The 15,880-nt window shown below is 68.9% G+C and carries 8 protein-coding genes; 2 read left to right on the forward strand and 6 right to left on the reverse strand.

Annotated features, from left to right (window positions below; all coding sequences use genetic code 11):
* Positions 1-5: 5 nt before the first annotated feature.
* The 3 genes from ACW6W5_RS07770 to mrcB all read right to left on the reverse strand — a co-directional run bounded on the left by ACW6W5_RS07770 (position 6) and on the right by mrcB (position 5,118).
* Positions 6-2,063: an ATP-dependent DNA helicase gene (locus ACW6W5_RS07770; protein WP_121039060.1), complete on the reverse strand. Its 2,058-nt coding sequence runs from the start codon at positions 2,061-2,063 to the stop codon at positions 6-8.
* 70 nt (positions 2,064-2,133) lie between these two features.
* Complete coding sequence (locus tag ACW6W5_RS07775) at positions 2,134-2,661, reverse strand: hypothetical protein (protein WP_121039063.1); 528 nt, start codon at positions 2,659-2,661, stop codon at positions 2,134-2,136.
* Between the two features lie 15 nt (positions 2,662-2,676).
* Positions 2,677-5,118 (reverse strand): penicillin-binding protein 1B, encoded by a 2,442-nt coding sequence (mrcB, locus tag ACW6W5_RS07780; protein WP_152151925.1) that lies wholly within the window; start codon positions 5,116-5,118, stop codon positions 2,677-2,679.
* A gap of 96 nt (positions 5,119-5,214) precedes the next feature.
* Between mrcB and ACW6W5_RS07785 the strand changes: the two genes are divergently transcribed.
* Positions 5,215-7,314 carry a glycosyltransferase gene (locus ACW6W5_RS07785; protein ID WP_152151923.1) on the forward strand — a complete coding sequence of 700 codons (2,100 nt, stop codon included), beginning with the start codon at positions 5,215-5,217 and terminating at the stop codon, positions 7,312-7,314.
* Here ACW6W5_RS07785 and ACW6W5_RS07790 read toward each other — a convergent pair.
* A complete protein-coding gene (locus ACW6W5_RS07790; RefSeq protein WP_152151921.1) occupies positions 7,311-8,873 on the reverse strand; it encodes a hypothetical protein in 1,563 nt (520 codons plus the stop codon). The genes ACW6W5_RS07785 and ACW6W5_RS07790 overlap by 4 nt on opposite strands.
* A gap of 29 nt (positions 8,874-8,902) precedes the next feature.
* Positions 8,903-11,056 carry a RelA/SpoT family protein gene (locus tag ACW6W5_RS07795; RefSeq protein ID WP_152151919.1) on the reverse strand — a complete coding sequence of 718 codons (2,154 nt, stop codon included), beginning with the start codon at positions 11,054-11,056 and terminating at the stop codon, positions 8,903-8,905.
* Positions 11,057-11,188: 132 nt separating this feature from the next.
* Here ACW6W5_RS07795 and ACW6W5_RS07800 point away from each other — a divergent pair, with 132 nt between their 5' ends.
* Complete coding sequence (locus ACW6W5_RS07800) at positions 11,189-11,713, forward strand: hypothetical protein (protein ID WP_121039078.1); 525 nt, start codon at positions 11,189-11,191, stop codon at positions 11,711-11,713.
* 57 nt (positions 11,714-11,770) lie between these two features.
* Here ACW6W5_RS07800 and hrpA read toward each other — a convergent pair whose 3' ends face one another.
* The gene (gene hrpA, locus ACW6W5_RS07805; RefSeq protein ID WP_152151917.1) at positions 11,771-15,874 is read right to left on the reverse strand and encodes an ATP-dependent RNA helicase HrpA; all 4,104 of its coding nucleotides are present in this window, start codon (positions 15,872-15,874) and stop codon (positions 11,771-11,773) included.
* Positions 15,875-15,880 lie beyond the last annotated feature (6 nt).

Here is a 15,880-nt window from a genome sequence, read left to right on the forward strand (position 1 = left end):
GGCGGTCAGAACAGGGAAGTGGGAAAGTCATCGGTGGACGGCAGACGTTGCACGGGCGGCGGTGATGCAGGCGCAGCGACGGGTGTGGGGTCAGCGACGGGCCATTGTGGCGCAAAGAAGGCCTGCACATCGGTCAGCGAACGGGTACGCCGGAACGGCGGCAGTGAATCCAGGAAGATCCGGCCATAGCCACGGCTGAGCAGGCGTGGATCACACAGCACCAGCACACCGCGATCGGTTTCGCTGCGGATCAGGCGGCCCACGCCCTGCTTGAGCGCAATCACCGCCTGCGGCAGCTGCTCATCGCGGAACGGGTTGCCGCCGTCGCGGCGGATTGCATCCAGCCGCGCTTCGAACACCGGATCGTCCGGCGCGGCGAAGGGAAGCTTGTCGATCACCACCACGCTGAGCGCATCGCCGACCACGTCCACGCCCTCGCGGAAACTGGCCGAGCCCAGCAGGACGCCGTTGCCCGATTCACGGAAGCGCTGCAGCAGGGTCGCGCGCGGCGCCTCGCCCTGCACGAACAGCGGCCACGGTGCATCGCGCAGGGCCTCGGCCGCTTCGCGCAGTGCGCGGTGCGAGGCGAACAACAGGAACGCACGGCCGTGCGAGGCCTCCAGTACCGGCGTCAGTGCGCGGATCAACGCGGTGCCGAAGCCGCGCGCGGCCGGATCGGGCAGATCGGTCGGCAGATAGCACAGCGCCTGGTGGGCCCAGTCGAACGGGCTGGGCTGCAGCAGGCTGACCGGATCCTCCAGGCCCAGCCGCTGGGAAATATGCTCGAAACCACCGTCCACGGTCAGCGTGGCCGAGGTGAACACCCAGGCCGCCATCGAGCGCTGCCGATGCTCGCGCAGCGGACCGGAAACATCCATCGGCGTGCGCTGGCAGCGGAAACCGCGTGGTGTCAGTTCATACCAGAGCACCTCCGCTGGTGGCGGCGCTTGGTCCGGATCGGTGTCGAAATCCAGCATCGGCGCATCGTCGCCCAGCCAGCGCGACAACCGTGAGACCGCTTCCATCGCGCGCGCATGGCAGGCATCCAGACCGGGCGACGCCTCGCGCACGCCGGCCAGCGCATCGCGCAGCTGCACCAGCGTACTCATCGCCGCATCGAAGCCATCGCGCACCTGCGGCACGGTCAACGCCCGCCACTGGGTGCCGCGCGGCGGCAGGCCATCCATCGCCACGCGCAGGTCGCGCAGGGTCTGCTCCAGCGCGGCCGCGGGCTCCTGCAGGGCCGCCTGCGCACCGGCCACGCTGCGGCTCTCTGCCAGGCAGTCGCGTGCCAGCTCCTGCCACGGGCGCATGCCGAAGCCTTCACCGAAGAAGTTGGCCGCCAGTTCGGGCAACTGGTGCGCCTCGTCGATCACGAACGCCTGCGCACCCGGCAGGATCTCGCCGAAACCTTCCTGCTTGAGCGCCAGATCGGCCAGCAGCAGGTGGTGGTTGACCACCACCACGTCGGCCGCCTGCGCCCGCTGCCGTGCCTGCACGACGAAGCAGTCATCCCAGAACGGGCACTCGGTGCCCAGGCAGTTATCGACGGTGGAGGTCACCATCGGGTACAGCGGCGAGTCCTCCGGCAACGCCTCCAGCTCGGCCATGTCGCCGTACTTCGTGCGCCCGGACCAGGCCAGGATGCGCTGGAACTGCGCGACCTGCTCGGGGGAACTGAAGCGGGGTTCGCCCCGGGCCTGCTGCAGCCGATAGCGGCACAGATAATTGGCGCGCCCCTTCAGCAGCGCACTGCTGTGGCCCACACCGAGCGCGGCCCGCACGCGCGGCAGATCGCGGTGATACAGCTGATCCTGCAGCGCGCGGGTGCCGGTGGAGATGATGGTCTTCAGCCCGGACAGCAGCGCGGGCACCAGATACGCATAGGTCTTGCCGGTGCCGGTGCCGGCCTCGGCCAGCAGCACGTCGCGCTGGTCGAAGGCTTCGGCGATCGCCGCGGTCAGGCGCAGCTGGGCCGGGCGAGGTACGAAAGCATCGAGCTGGCTGGCGAGCGCACCGCCCTCACTGAGGGCATCGCGGCTGGCGTGGGCAAGTTGGGACATGACGACAATGATAGAGGCTGCCGGGCTGCGCCCGGCGCTACGCCGTCACGCATCCGCTGTCGCGCTGGCCTCAGTAGCGCATGATGCCCGGCACTGTGCAGCCTTCCAGCTGGGCATGCGCCGAGGCGGCATTTTCTTTTTCACCGCGGGCCAGGCGCGACTGCTCGATCGTTGCCCAATGGCGGCGGCACAGCGGGCCGGTCTTGGAGCCCAGTTCGACCGACTTGCGGGCGAAGGTTTCCGCCGCCGCCCAATCGCCCTGCAGCAGGGCGATCTCGGCACGGTCCTGCAGCACCGACGGATCCGAGGCCATGATCGCCAGCGCCTGATCGAGCGCCGCCGCAGCGCCGGTCAGATCGTTGGCCTGGCGACGGGCATGCGCGGCCTGGCGCAGGTCTTCCACCTCGCTGTCGCGCAGCGGCTGCACGGCCAGCTCTTTGTCGTCATTGCCCGCGGCGGCATCCACGGCGGCCAGGCGCTGGGCCGGCGTGGTGGTGTCGACCGGTGCCTTCACCACCGGCGGCGGAGTGACGCAGGCCGCCAGCGCGAGGCACAGCGTGGCAAGCGACGCGGAACGGATCAGGAAACGGGTGGTCATGCAGGCAGGCCTCGATCAGGGTTGACGCGCGGGGGTGGCGACCGGTGCATTCTGCGCCGGTTCGGGGGCAGGCTCGGGCTTTTTCTCCAGGCCGAACCAACTGCGCCAGCCACCGCCTTCACTCTGTTCGCCACCCTCGCCTTCCGGCAAGGCGCTCGGCGCGGTGCACGGTACATAGGCCGGGGTGTAACCCACCACGAACGGGAAGCGACGCGCGCCGGGGCAGGCTTCATCGGTGGTGGCCGTGCCGCTGGCCTCCACGTACTGCCAGTCCAGGCCCTTGTTGCTGACCTTCAGCGGCGAGCTGGGCAGGCGCTGGAAAATGCCGGACCAGACCCGCATCGAGCCGGTCGCACCATACAGCCCGGCCTGTTCGTTCTGGTCATTGCCCATCCAGATCACAGCCAGATGGTCACCGGTGTAGCCGGCGTACCAGCTGTCGCGGCCGTCGTTGGTGGTGCCGGTCTTGCCCGCCGGCTGCAGGCGGCCCAGGCCGTCGGCGTTGAGGCGCTGCGCGGTACCGCTGGCCACGACCTGCTGCAGACCGATGCTGATCAGGTTGGCGGCAATCGAGTCCCCTTCCTGCGCCGGCGCCGGGGTCTTGTCGTAGCGCTTCATCAGCTTGCCCTGCGGATCGAGCACGCCACGCACCGCATGCAGCGGCTGGATCTCGCCGCCCGAGGCCAGGAACTGATACAGCTGGGCCATCGCATACGGGCTTTGATCCGTGGAGCCCAGGATCACCGCGGGATTGGGCTCGGCCTTGATGCCCGCCAGCACATGGATCAACTGCGTGACCCGCTCCGGACCCACCTGCATGCCTACCCGGACCGTGGCCTGGTTGTAGGAATGGGCCAGCGCATCGATCAGGCGGACCGTGCCGTGGCTGCGGTTGTCCGCGTTGCCGGGGGACCACTGCTTGCCGCGGCTGAGCTGCACCGTCACCGGCGAATCGTCGACCCAACTGGACAGCGAGTAGCGGTCCGGCTGCGCCAGCGCCAGCAGATACACGAACGGCTTGAGCAGCGAACCGACCGGGCGCTGCGCCTCGATGGCGCGGTTGAAGCCCGGTTCGGAGACGTCACGGCTGCCGACCACGGCCAGCACATCCCCGTTGTGCACGTCGGTCAGCACCAGGCCGGCCTGCAACGCGGGACGGCGCTTGCTTTCCAGTGATTTGATCGTCTTGGTGACCGCGCCTTCGGCATACGCCTGCGCCGACGGTGCCATGCCGGTCATCACGCTCAGGCCGGCGCCCTGCAGCACCGACTCGGGGTAATCGTGGCCAAGCTGGCGACGGACCAGATCGACATAGGCCGGGAAACGATTGGCCGCGATCAGGCCCGGGGTCTTGGGCACGCCCAGCGGCGCATCGACCGCACGCGTGTACTCGGCATCGTCGATCAGGTTGGCGTCGCGCAGTTTGCCCAGCACGAAATTGCGGCGATCCAGCGCGCGCTCGGGATTGCGGCGCGGATCGTAATAGGACGGGCCCTTGACCAGGCCGATCAGCAGCGCCACGTGCTCGGTATTGAGCGAGGCCAGATCACGCCCGAACCAGAACTCCGCGCCCGAGGACATGCCGTGGATCGCCTGGCTGCCGCGCTGGCCCAGGTAGACCTGGTTGAGGTAGGCCTCCAGGATGGTGCGCTTGTCGTAGCGCGCCTCCATGATCAGCGCGTACAGCACCTCATTGAACTTGCGGGTGACGGTCTGCTCTTTGCCGATCCCGAGCAGGCCGCTGCGGGCCAGCTGCTGGGTCAGGGTCGAGGCGCCCTGGCGGCTCTGGCCACCGGAACGCACGGTCACCCAGATCGCGCGGGCGATGCCGCTCAGGTCGATGCCGTGGTGGCGGTTGAAGTCCTTGTCCTCCACCGCCTGCAGGCCGGTGACCAGCAGCTCGGGGGTCTCTTCAATCCGCACCAGCCGGCGCTCTTCCTGCTTCTGGCCGTACAGCGTGGCGATACGGGCCGGATCCAGACGCGCGGCCTTCAGCGCCTTGCGGGTGTCGGGGTCACGCAGCGAAGCGATCGACCCGCCGGACAGGCTCAGCTCGACGCGGCGCGGGGCGACCCGACCATCGACGTCGTTGTAGCCACGGCTGGAGATGACGAAACGCCCTCCCTCCTGCGTATACGTGGCCGGCGACTTGCCGATCCCGTCATCCCGGTAGGCGGAAGCCGCCAGCTCGGTCTTGAGCGTGGCCGCATCCATCGCCACGCCGGGCGCCAGCGGCAGCGGGCGCGCATAGACACGGGTGGGAATCTGCCAGCGCAGCTCACCGAAGCGCTGGGTGACCTGTTGGTTCAGGTACACCGTATAGGGGATCAGGAAGCCCAACCCCAGCGCGACAGCCGCCATGCTCCAGGTGATCAACCGGCGCCGCCACAGCGGGCCGCGGCTTTCGGTGTCGTCGTCGAACTCGTCGATGTCGTCGGAATCGTAGCGTCGGGGCACGGGGATGCGAGAATATGGATTCCGGCGAGTCTAACGCAGCCACCGCGAGCGGCGCGTTCTCCCGGGTTCCCCCGCTTAAGCTGGAGTTGCAACGGGATGTCGATGTCCTTGGCCGATGCTCGCTATTTCCTGAACCGCATGCTCGGCCTGTTCCGTCGCAGCCTGGCCAGTCTGCGCACCCGGGGCTGGCGTGCTACCTGGCAGCGCATCCGGGTCCATACCCAGGCCGTGCCGGCGCCACGCGGGGCGCCCCTGTACCTGCCGGAGGCCACAGCGTTCGCGCCGTTCACCGTCCCCGCCAGCGAGCGCCCGGTGGTCAGCATCATCATTCCGGTCTACAACCACGCCGCGCATACGTTGGCCTGCCTGCGGGCACTGGCCGCGCATCCACCGCAGGTCGCCTGCGAGATCCTGGTGGTGGACGACGGCAGCAGCGACGAGACGATCACCTGGATGCCGCAGATCCGCGGCCTGCGCTATGAAATACGGGCGAGCAACGGCGGCTTCATCGAGGCCTGCAACGATGGCGTCGCGCGTTCGCGTGGTCAGTACGTGGTGCTGCTCAACAACGACACTGTGCCGCAGCCCGGCTGGCTGGATGCGCTGCTCGCCACCTTCGCCCGGGTGCCGCGCGCCGGCCTGGTCGGTTCACAGCTGCTCTACCCCGACGGCCGCCTGCAGGAGTCGGGCGGGGTGATCTTCCAGGATGGCAGTGGTTGGAGCTACGGCCGCTTCGAATCGCCCGAAGATCCGCGCTACAGCGCGCTGCGCGATGCCGACTACTGCTCCGGTGCGGCGCTGATGATCCGGCGCGCGCTGTGGGAGGAGATCGGCGGCTTCGATCTGCGCTACAAGCCGGCGTATTACGAAGACACCGACCTGGCTTTCGCCGTGCGCGCCAGCGGCCACCGCGTACTGGTACAACCGGCCAGCCGGGTGGTGCATGACGAGGGCACCAGCAACGGCACCGATACCGGCAGCGGGATCAAGGCTTACCAGGTCCGCAACCGCGGCGTGTTCGCGGCGAAGTGGGCCGACGCACTGCAGGCGCAGCCCGCCGTCGGCAGCGTTCCCTCGCCAGTCCTGCTGCACCGTGCCCAGCGCCAGGTCCTGATCCTGGATGAAGAAGTGCCGCAGCCGGACCGCGACTCGGCCTCGCTGCGCCAGTACAACCTGATCCGCATGCTGCTTGAAGCCGGGGTCCACGTGGTGTTCGGGCCGACCCGGCGCGAGCACGGCGGCGCGGCCACCGAGGCGCTGCAGGCGCTTGGCGTGGAGGTCTGGTACGCCCCGTATCTGGACGGTGTGGCGCCGTGGCTGCGCGCCAACGGCACCCGCTTCGATGTGGTGATGATGGTCCGCTACCACGTCGCCCACGAGTGCCTGCCGCTGCTGCGCAGCTTTGCGCCGCAGGCCCGCACGGTCTTCGATACCGTTGACCTGCACTACCTGCGCGAACGCCGTGGTGCGGAGATCGCCGGTGATGCAGGGCTGCTGCGCAATGCCGAGCGCACCCGCGCACGCGAGCTGGCGGTGATGGAACAGGTGGATGTGACGGTGCTGGTCAGCGCGGCCGAGCGCGAGCAGCTGCGCGTCGATGCGCCAGGCGCGACCGTGGAACTGATCTCCAACCTGCACGAGGTTGCTGGGGCCGGCCCTGACTGGGCCGAGCGGCGCGATCTGGTGTTCGTCGGTGGCTTCCGTCATCCGCCCAACCTGGATGCCATGCAGTGGTTCATCGGTGAGGTCTTCGCGCGCATCCGCGCACACCTGCCCGACATCCGTTTCCACTGCATCGGCGCGGCCGTGCCCGATACCCTGCGCGCGCTGGCCGCGACCCAGCCGGGCGTGGAGATCCACGGGTTCGTGCCGGACGTGGTGCCCTACATGGATGGCATCCGCATCGCCGTCGCGCCGCTGCGCTTCGGTGCAGGCGTGAAGGGCAAGGTGAATCTCAGCATGGCGCATGGGCAGCCGGTGGTCGCCACGACCTGTGGCGTGGAAGGCATGCACCTGCGCGATGGCGAGGATGTGCTGGTGGCCGACGATGCCGAGGCATTCGCGCAGGCCGTGGTGCAGCTTTACCAGGACAAGGCCCTGTGGCGCCGGCTCTCGACCGCTGGGCTGCAGAACATCGTGGATCATTTCTCGCTGGATGCGGCCCGCGCCACCGTGCAGCGGGTGTTCCTGGATTAAGTGCCCGAGCCACCGCCGGCGCTGCGCAGGCGCTCGGCGAAGGCCGGCAATTCCGGCAGGTCCGGTTGCCAGCGCTGCGCCTGCTGCAGCGCCTGCTGCGCGTAAGCGATGTCACCCGAGCCCAGGCGCTCGCTGCCGATGGCCAGCCAGCGCTGCGCCAGCCGCCGCCGCGCGGCGGCCTGGGTGGCATCATTGGTCGACAGCGTCTGCCAGGCGTCCAGACAGGCCCCCGCGGCCAGCACACGGTTCTCGCGCAGGCGATCTTCAAAGCACTGCCGGCTTGCGGGCAGCAGGCGCTGCGCGGCGGCACGCACCCGCGGGTCCTGCGGCGCGACGCCCTGGGCCTCGCGCAGGGCGTCGTAGGCACTGCGTCCGGGCGGGTCCAGGAAGTTGCCACGGTCCTCCGCCTCCGCCAGGCGCGTGAGCAGACGCTGCATTGTGCGTTCGCGCTGCGCCCTCGGCACCGCCGGGGTCTTCAGTGCCGCCTGGGAGCGCTGCGCCTGCTCGATCACATGGCGGGCCGCCTCCACCGAACGCGTGGACGCGCCCAGCGATTGCGCCACCTGAAGCGCCCGGGCTGCGTCTTCGAAGCGGAAGTTGCCGGCCAGCCGCGTCGCACGCGTGAGCTGCGCATCGGCGACCTGCAGCTGGCCACGGCGCGCGGCAGGATCGTCGGGCAGCGCCGAAAGCACCGCGGCGAAGGCATCGGCCGCAACCTCCAGCTTCTGTCGGCGCAGCGCGATCTCGCCCTCGCGCTGGCGTCGCTCCAGCGCGTTGTTCAGCGCTTCCTGGGTGGCCGGCAGATCGACATGGCCGGCATCGAAGCCACGCGCGCTGCGCACCAGCGCCGCAGCCCTGGCCACATCGCCGCGGCCGGCCGCCGTGCGCGCCTGCTGGAGGAGATCGGACAGCGCATCCTCGCGCCCCTCCAGCGCGCGCACCTGGTTGGGGGACAGCGCCAGCACCTGCTGGAACAACGGCAGTGCGCTGTCGGGGCTGCCCTCGAGCCGCTGCGCCTGCAAGGCCGCTTCGGCGCGACCAAGCAACGCCCCGATCCCCGCGCGTGCCTGGTCGTGTGCGTGCAGCTGCTGCGCCACCGCATCGGCGTCGCGCTGCGGCACCTGCAGTTCGCGGGCCAGCGCCAGCGCGGCGGTCGCCGCCGGTGCATTGCCCCGGTCCAGCGCATCCCGCGCCTGCTGCAGGGCAGCCTGGCCCGTGCGTGCCAGACCGCTGCGCGCCTGCAAGCGGTCGTTGTCCAGCGCCAGCGCGGCCTGGAAGGATTCACGTGCGCCACGACCGTCTGCCGCACTCAACCGGCCCGCGGCCAGCGCGCGATCGCCCTGGTCGAGCAGCTGCTCGATCTGCGGTTCGTTCCAGAACCAGTTGGCCAGCGGCCGGCGCAACAGTGCCAGGCTGACGAACAGCAGCACGGCCACCAACAACGCCCACCGCCAGATGCGCCGGGCATGGCGCGCCTGCAACCACCACCAGCGGCCTTCGCGGCGCACCCGTCGCAGTGCCTCGTGGGCGGCGTCATGCCTGTCATCGTCCCGGCTCATGGCGCGAGCCTAGCGTGGGGCACGTGAGCTCAGCCTAGACGCCGGGCTTCGCTGACACCGGGCAGCGCGTCCAGCTTGCCCAGCAGGGTCGAAAGCTGGCCGTAGTCGCTGACCTTCAAGCGCAGACGCAGATGCGCACGGCCACTGTTGCGGACGTTGTCGCTGTGGATGTCCAGCACATAGGCATCCTCCTGCGCGATCAGGTTGGTGATGTCCTTGAGCAGCCAGCGCCGGTCGACCGCGTCGACCACCACGTCCACTTCATAGCCACCGCCGGCCTGGCCCCACTCCACCGGAAGAATGCGCTGCGGGCTGGCCGCGGCCAGACGTGCCAGCGCGGCACAGTCGGTGCGGTGCACGGTGACGCCGCGCGCACGCGTGAGGTACCCGACGATCGGCTCACCGGCCACGGGCTGGCAGCACCGGGCGAGCTGCACGAGCAGATTGCCCACGCCCTGGACGGTGAAATCGGCGCTGCGCACGCTGTCGCGCCGCGCCGTCGGGCGCGGCAGGGCAGGCACCGCCGGCTGGCTGGCGGCACGCTCGGCTTCCAGCAGTGTGCGGCTGACCTGGTTCGGCCCGGTGTCACCCAAGGCCACCTGGATGTAGAGATCATCGACGCTGTCGGCGTGGAACTTCTTCACCGCGATGGCCAGATCGGCGTGCTGCAGGCCGAGGCGCTTGAGTTCGCGCTCGAGCAGCTCGCGGCCGGCCTGCACATTGCGCGCGCGGTCCAGCTTGTGGAACCAGCCGCGCACCTTCTCACGCGAGCGGTTGCTGGCCAGGAAACCGCTGGAGGCCAGCAGCCAGTCGCGCCGGGGGTCGGCCTCCTTGCCGGTCAGGATCTCGACCCGGTCGCCGCTGCGCAGGCGGTAGGTCAACGGCACGATGCGGCCGTTGACCTTCGCCCCACGGCAGCGGTGCCCGACCATGGTGTGCACGTGGTAAGCAAAATCCAACGGCGTGGCGCCCTGCGGCAGGTCCATCACCTCGTCCTTGGGACTGAGCGCGTAGACCCGGTCTTCGGTCAGCTCGGCATCCAGCGCCCCGGCCAGCTCACTGGCATGTCCATCCTGGGATTGCTCCAACAGCTGGCGCATCCAGGTGATCTTGCGGTCGAACGCCTTTTCCGCGCCTTTGCTGCCTTCCTTGTAGCGCCAGTGCGCGGCCACGCCGAGCTCGGCCTGGGCATGCATGTCGTGGGTGCGGATCTGCACTTCGATGGTGCGCCCTTCCGGGCCGATCACGGCGGTATGCAGCGAACGGTAATCGTTGGCTTTCGGGCGTGCGATGTAATCGTCGAATTCGCTCGGCACCGGCGCCCACAGTGCATGCACCACGCCCAGCGCGGCGTAGCAGGCGGCCACGTCGTCCACCATCACGCGCACGGCGCGGATGTCGTACAACTGCTCGAACGCCAGCCGCTTCTTCTGCATCTTCCGCCAGATGCTGTAGATGTGCTTCGGGCGGCCGCTGACCTCGGCACGGATGCCTTGCGCCAGCAGTTCACGCGACAGCGCCTTTTTGACGCCCTCGACATAGCGCTCGCGCGCCAAGCGCGTTTCATCCACCTCGCGCGCGATGCGGCGGTAGGTCTCCGGTTCCAGGTGGCGGAACGCCAGATCCTCCAGCTCCCACTTCAATTGCCAGATGCCGAGCCGGTTGGCCAGCGGCGCGTGGATGTCGCGGGTGAGCTGGGCCAGCGCGCGCCGTTCGTCCTCGGGCAAGCGATCGGCACCGCGCATGCGGGCCAGCTGGCGGGCGAGCAGGATCGGCACCACACGCAGATCGCGGATGATCGAGAGCAGCAGGCGGCGCAGGCCTTCGCTGTTGCGCCCGCCCTCGCGCCCGGCGTGCAGCGCCCAGACCTGGTCGGCAGCGTCCAGACCGTCCAGCAGGCCGACGACCACCGGCTTGAGCGCACCGATCGGCAGCGTGTCCAGCCCGGCACGCAACCACGGCAGATCGAACAGCAACGTGGCCAGCAAGGCAGACTCGTCGGCCGAGAGCAATGACAGCGCATCGAGCGTATCGGCCAGCACCGGCCAGCCCGCGCGCCTTTCCAGATCGGCCTCGGGTTGCTGCCAGCGCTGCAGCAATGCCTCGCGCAGCTCAGGCGGCAGCGAAGCCACCGAGGGTCGGGTCAACAAGCCATCCAGGCCGGGGGAGGAAGCGCGGTTCACAGCATCGTACAGACAAGACAGAGGCCACCTACACTAGCGCCGCAGCGCCCCCCCGACAATCGCCATCACCTGCATGTGCACATGCCCCGGCGCTGGCACTACACTGCGGCTATCCCTAGGAGAGACCCTGCCATGCGCTTTTCCCGTCTGCGGTTGTTGGCCTGTGCGGCCGTCATGATGAGCCTCTCGCTACCGGCGCTGGCCCAGCGCGTGGTGGAAGGCGATCTGCAGCAGCAGATGTCGCCGGCCGAGTTCAAGGCCGCCGGGCTGGAGAAGCTCACGCCGCAGGAACTGGCCGAGCTCAACAACTGGCTGCAGGGCAAAGTGGCGGCGCTGGCGGCCGATGCACGCGAACAGGCCCGCGAAGAGGCCCGCGAAGAGGGTCGTCAGGAAGTGATCGTGAAAAACCACGGCTTCTTCGACTTCGGCACCAAGGAGCCGATCAAAAGCGCCTTGACCGGAGAGTTCCGCGGCTTCGGCAAGGGGCAGCGTTACGTGCTCGCCAACACTCAGGAATGGGAGCAGATCGACGACGTCCAGGTCGGTGGTGTCCGCCGCCAGTCGCCGGAGGTCAGCATCGCTGCCGGCGTCGGCGGCGCGTGGTACATGCAGGTCCAGGGCGTCAATACCCGCGCCAAGGTGCGCCGCGTCAAGTAAGCCGGTTCAGGTCCCCCCCAGCGCCCCGCGCCGAATCGGCACGGGGCAGTTGCCGGATCAGGCCTTCTGCAGCGCAGCGACGCGCTGGGCCAGCTTCTTGGCCGAAATGCCGGTCTTTGCGCCCAGCTCCTGGGCGAACAGCGAGACCCGCAATTCTTCCAGATCCCAGCGCAGGTCCTGCCACTGGGGTCGCTTGCGCAGGCCGCGTGCGTCGGCCTGTGCCAGCGCATCCAGGAACGGACGCAGTTCCAGCATGCGGGCCTGATCGCGTGGCGGATCGCGCTTGGCGCGCTCGGTGCGCAGGATCATCGCACGCAGATAGCGCGGGTACTGCGCCAGCGCGTCGGCCGGCGTGTCACGCAGGAAACCGGCATGGACCAGGGCGGCAAGCTGCTGCTCCATGTCATCCAGGTTGCCACGCGCCCAGCCCATCAGCGGCGCTTCCAGCTGTGGTTTGAGTTCGGCCACGTGGGCGAGGATGTTGTCGGCCAGCTTCAGCCGCGCCATCGCCTCGCCGAACAACGCCTTGCCCGCCTCGGCACTGCGTTTGGCGAACGTTGCCGGATCGCGGATATCGCCCAGCCCATCAGCCAGCACGGCGTTCATCGCCGCATCGACCAGATCACCACGCAGCCGCTCCTGCGATTCGATAGCGGCATACAGCAGGCCGGTTTTGGGCGGCACCGGCAATTGTTTGCGCGCTTGCTTGGCCTTGTCGGCCAGCGCGATCTCCAGCAGGCGGCGCACGCCAAGCGGATGCTGCTCCAGCGCCTCGTTGCGATCGGCAAAGATCTTCAACGCGGCGGTCTCGCCCTGATCGACCAACGCAGGATAGGCCGGCACGCCGGCTTCGCCGGGCACCTGCAGCGGGATCGGGCTGGCGGGGAAATCGCGCAACCCGTCCGCCGCCAGCGCACGCCCGGCACGTGCGGCGAAGGCGTCACCGGCCTGGTCGCCGAAGCGGGCACGCAGTGCATCCAGATCGCGTGAGGTTGCCAATACGTTGCCGTCTGCGTCGCGCAGGCGCAGATTCATGTGCAGGTGCGTCTCCAGCGACGCGTTGTCGAAATCGGTCGCCGCCAGTTTTGCACCGGTCGCGCGGGACAGGAACCGCGCCAGCTCACCACGGATGTCATCGGCGGTCGGCTCGGCGAAGGCCTCGGCGAACGCGCGACCGAAGTCCGGTGCCGGTACATAGTTGCGGCGCATCGCCTTGGGCAGGCTGCGGATCAACGCGGCGGCCTTGTCGGCCACGAAGCCGGGCGCCAGCCACGACAACCGTGCCGGATCGAGTGCGTTGAGCAGATGCAGCGGCACCTCCAACGTCACGCCATCTTCGTCGGCGCCTGGTTCGAAGGTGTAGTGCAGCGGCAAGCGCGCATCGCCCAGCGGCAGGTAGTTGGGATAACGCTCGGCGTCGCTGCCGTCGCCCGGCAGCAGATCGGCCAGCGTCCACGGCAGCGCGCGGCGCTTCTCCGGTGCCAGCGCCTTCCACCAGGTATCCAGGCCCATCGCCGAATGGATCTCGGCCGGAATCCGGTCCAGGTACCAGCGCGCCTGCCAGCCTTCGTCGGCGACGATGCCGGCACGGCGCAGCTTGGCCTCTTCTTCGCGCGCCTGCTCCAACACCTTGAGGTTGTCGGCGACGAAGCCGGCACGGGTGTTGATTTCGCCAGTCACCAGGCCCTGCCGCACGAAGATATCGTGTGCCTCGCCCGGCGCGATGCGGCCGTAGTGCACCGGCTTCTTCGGGGCCAGCACCAGCCCGAACAGACTGATCTGCTCGGAGGCCAGTACCTGGCCCTGCGCGCGCGACCAGTGCGGGTCGAAGTGCTTGCGCAGCAGCAGATGCGGCAGTTCGTTGATGACCCAGTCCGGCTCGATCGCCGCGTTGGTCAGGCCCCAGATTTTCTGGGTATCCAGCAAGGTCGCGGTGAGCAGCCACGGCGGCGGCCGCTTGGCCAGAGTCGAGCCCGGGAACGGCAGGAAGCGGCGCTGGCGCGGCGCCAGGAAATCGCCCTTGTCGCTGCGGTGGCCGATCTGCGTGGGCAGGCCGGCGATCAAGGCACGGTGGAGGGTCTGGTAGGCCGCCGCGCGTACTTTGTCGCTGAATGCGTTGCGCGCCTCGGAATCGGCCCCCTTGACCGGCGCCGGCGTGTTCTGGGCAGGGGTCGGCTCGGATTTCCCTTCACGGGCCAGGCGTGCGGCACGGTGCTGCTGGCCACGCGTCGCCTTGATCTTGGCCCCGTCATCGCGCGCCGGGGCAGGCGCCGAGGATCCGGCAAGCAACGGTGCCAACGATGTCTCCGCCGGCTCTTCGCTCCATCCCAGTTCCTCACACAGCACGCGCAGCTGACGATGCAGCTCCCGCCACTCGCGCATGCGCAGGAAACCAAGGAAATGCCGCCCGCACCAGTCACGCAGCTTGGACTGGGTCAGGTCTTCGTGGGCCTGGCGGTAGCCGTCCCACAGGCGCAGCACGCCGACAAATTCCGAACGCCCATCGGCGAACAGCGCATGCGCATTGTCGGCGGCGGCGCGCGCTTCCGGCGGGCGCTCACGGGGGTCCTGGATACCCAGGAACGAGGCGATCACCAGCATCGGCCGCAGGCAGCCCTGGGCCTGCGCGGCGACCAGCATGCGGGCCAGTTTCACGTCCACCGGCAGGCGCGCCATCTGACGGCCGATCGGCGTCAGGCGGCGCTCGGCATCGACCGCACCCAGCTCACCCAACTGCTGCCAGCCATCGGCGACCGCGCGTTCATCCGGCGCTTCCAGGAACGGGAAATCCTCGATCCGACCGAGGCCGAGCTGCAGCATCCGCAGGATCACCCCGGACAGGCTGGAACGGCGGATCTCCGGATCGGTGAATTCCGGGCGCGACTGGAAATCCGCTTCGGAATACAGCCGGTAACAGATACCTTCGGACACCCGGCCGCAGCGGCCCTTGCGCTGGTTGGCGCTGGCCTGCGAGACCGCCTCGATGTGCAGCCGGTCCAGCTTCTGGCGCGGGCTGTAGCGCTTGATGCGGGCGAAACCCGGGTCGATCACATAGCGGATGCGCGGCACCGTCAGCGACGTCTCAGCGACGTTGGTGGCCAGCACGATGCGCCGGTTGGCGCCCGGGTTGAAGACCAGGTCCTGATCCTTGACCGACAGCCGCGCATACAGCGGCAGCACGTCGGTGCCACGGTACTTGCGCCGTTCCAGCGACTGGTGCGCATCGCGGATTTCGCGCTCGCCCGGGAAGAACAGCAGGATGTCGCCGCGCGGGTCGATCCGGGTGATTTCATCCACCGCCGCGACCACCGCATCATTGACGGTGCGCTCGCCATCGCGCCCACCGTCCGCCTCGCCACCGCCCTCGCCTTCCAGCGGCCGGTAACGCACCTCCACCGGGAACGTGCGGCCTTCCACGCTGATCACCGGGGCATCGTCGAAATGCTGGGCGAAGCGCGAGGTGTCGATGGTCGCCGAGGTGACGATCAGTTTCAGGTCGGGGCGCTTCTTCAGCAGCTGCTTCAGATAGCCGAGCAGGAAATCGATGTTGAGGCTGCGTTCGTGCGCCTCGTCGACGATGATCGTGTCGTAGTTGGACAGCCAGCGGTCACTGCTGATCTCGGCCAGCAGGATGCCGTCGGTCATGAACTTGATGCGGGTGTCGTCACCGACGCGATCGGTGAAGCGCACCTGGTAACCCACCGTGGTGCCCAGCTCGGACTGCAGTTCCTGCGCCACGCGGGTCGCCACGGCACGTGCGGCGATCCGTCGCGGCTGGGTGCAGCCGATCATGCCGGCGGTGCCACGGCCGGCGGCCAGGCACAGCTTGGGCAGCTGGGTGGTCTTGCCCGAGCCGGTTTCACCGGCGATCACCACGACCTGGTGGTCGCGGATCAGCGCGGTGATGGCCTCGGCTTCACGCGCAATCGGCAGTTGCTCGTCCAGAGTGATGGTCGGCTGATTCAGCGCACGCGCTTCACGGCGCTGCACGGACGCCTGCAAGGCCTGCTCGAACGCCGCCGCCAGACCCGTATCCGCCGGTTTGGCCCGCCAACGCGAGAGCATCCCCAGCAAACGACCGCGGTCGCGGCTCATGGCCCCGTTGATGGCGGCCTGCTGCTGGGCCAGGCGTGCTGCATGTGGTTTTTCGATAGCGCTCATCAATCG

Source organism: Stenotrophomonas sp. IS26, assembly GCF_054188265.1.

What these genes read in the sequence shown, in the direction of transcription:
- ACW6W5_RS07800 (WP_121039078.1), top strand. Translation starts at nt 11,189, where the DNA reads ATGCGCTTTTCCCGTCTGCGGTTGTTGGCCTGTGCGGCCGTCATGATG.
- ACW6W5_RS07775 (WP_121039063.1), bottom strand. Translation starts at nt 2,661, where the DNA reads ATGACCACCCGTTTCCTGATCCGTTCCGCGTCGCTTGCCACGCTGTGC.
- ACW6W5_RS07785 (WP_152151923.1), top strand. Translation starts at nt 5,215, where the DNA reads ATGTCGATGTCCTTGGCCGATGCTCGCTATTTCCTGAACCGCATGCTC.
- ACW6W5_RS07790 (WP_152151921.1), bottom strand. Translation starts at nt 8,873, where the DNA reads ATGAGCCGGGACGATGACAGGCATGACGCCGCCCACGAGGCACTGCGA.
- hrpA (WP_152151917.1), bottom strand. Translation starts at nt 15,874, where the DNA reads ATGAGCGCTATCGAAAAACCACATGCAGCACGCCTGGCCCAGCAGCAG.
- ACW6W5_RS07770 (WP_121039060.1), bottom strand. Translation starts at nt 2,063, where the DNA reads ATGTCCCAACTTGCCCACGCCAGCCGCGATGCCCTCAGTGAGGGCGGT.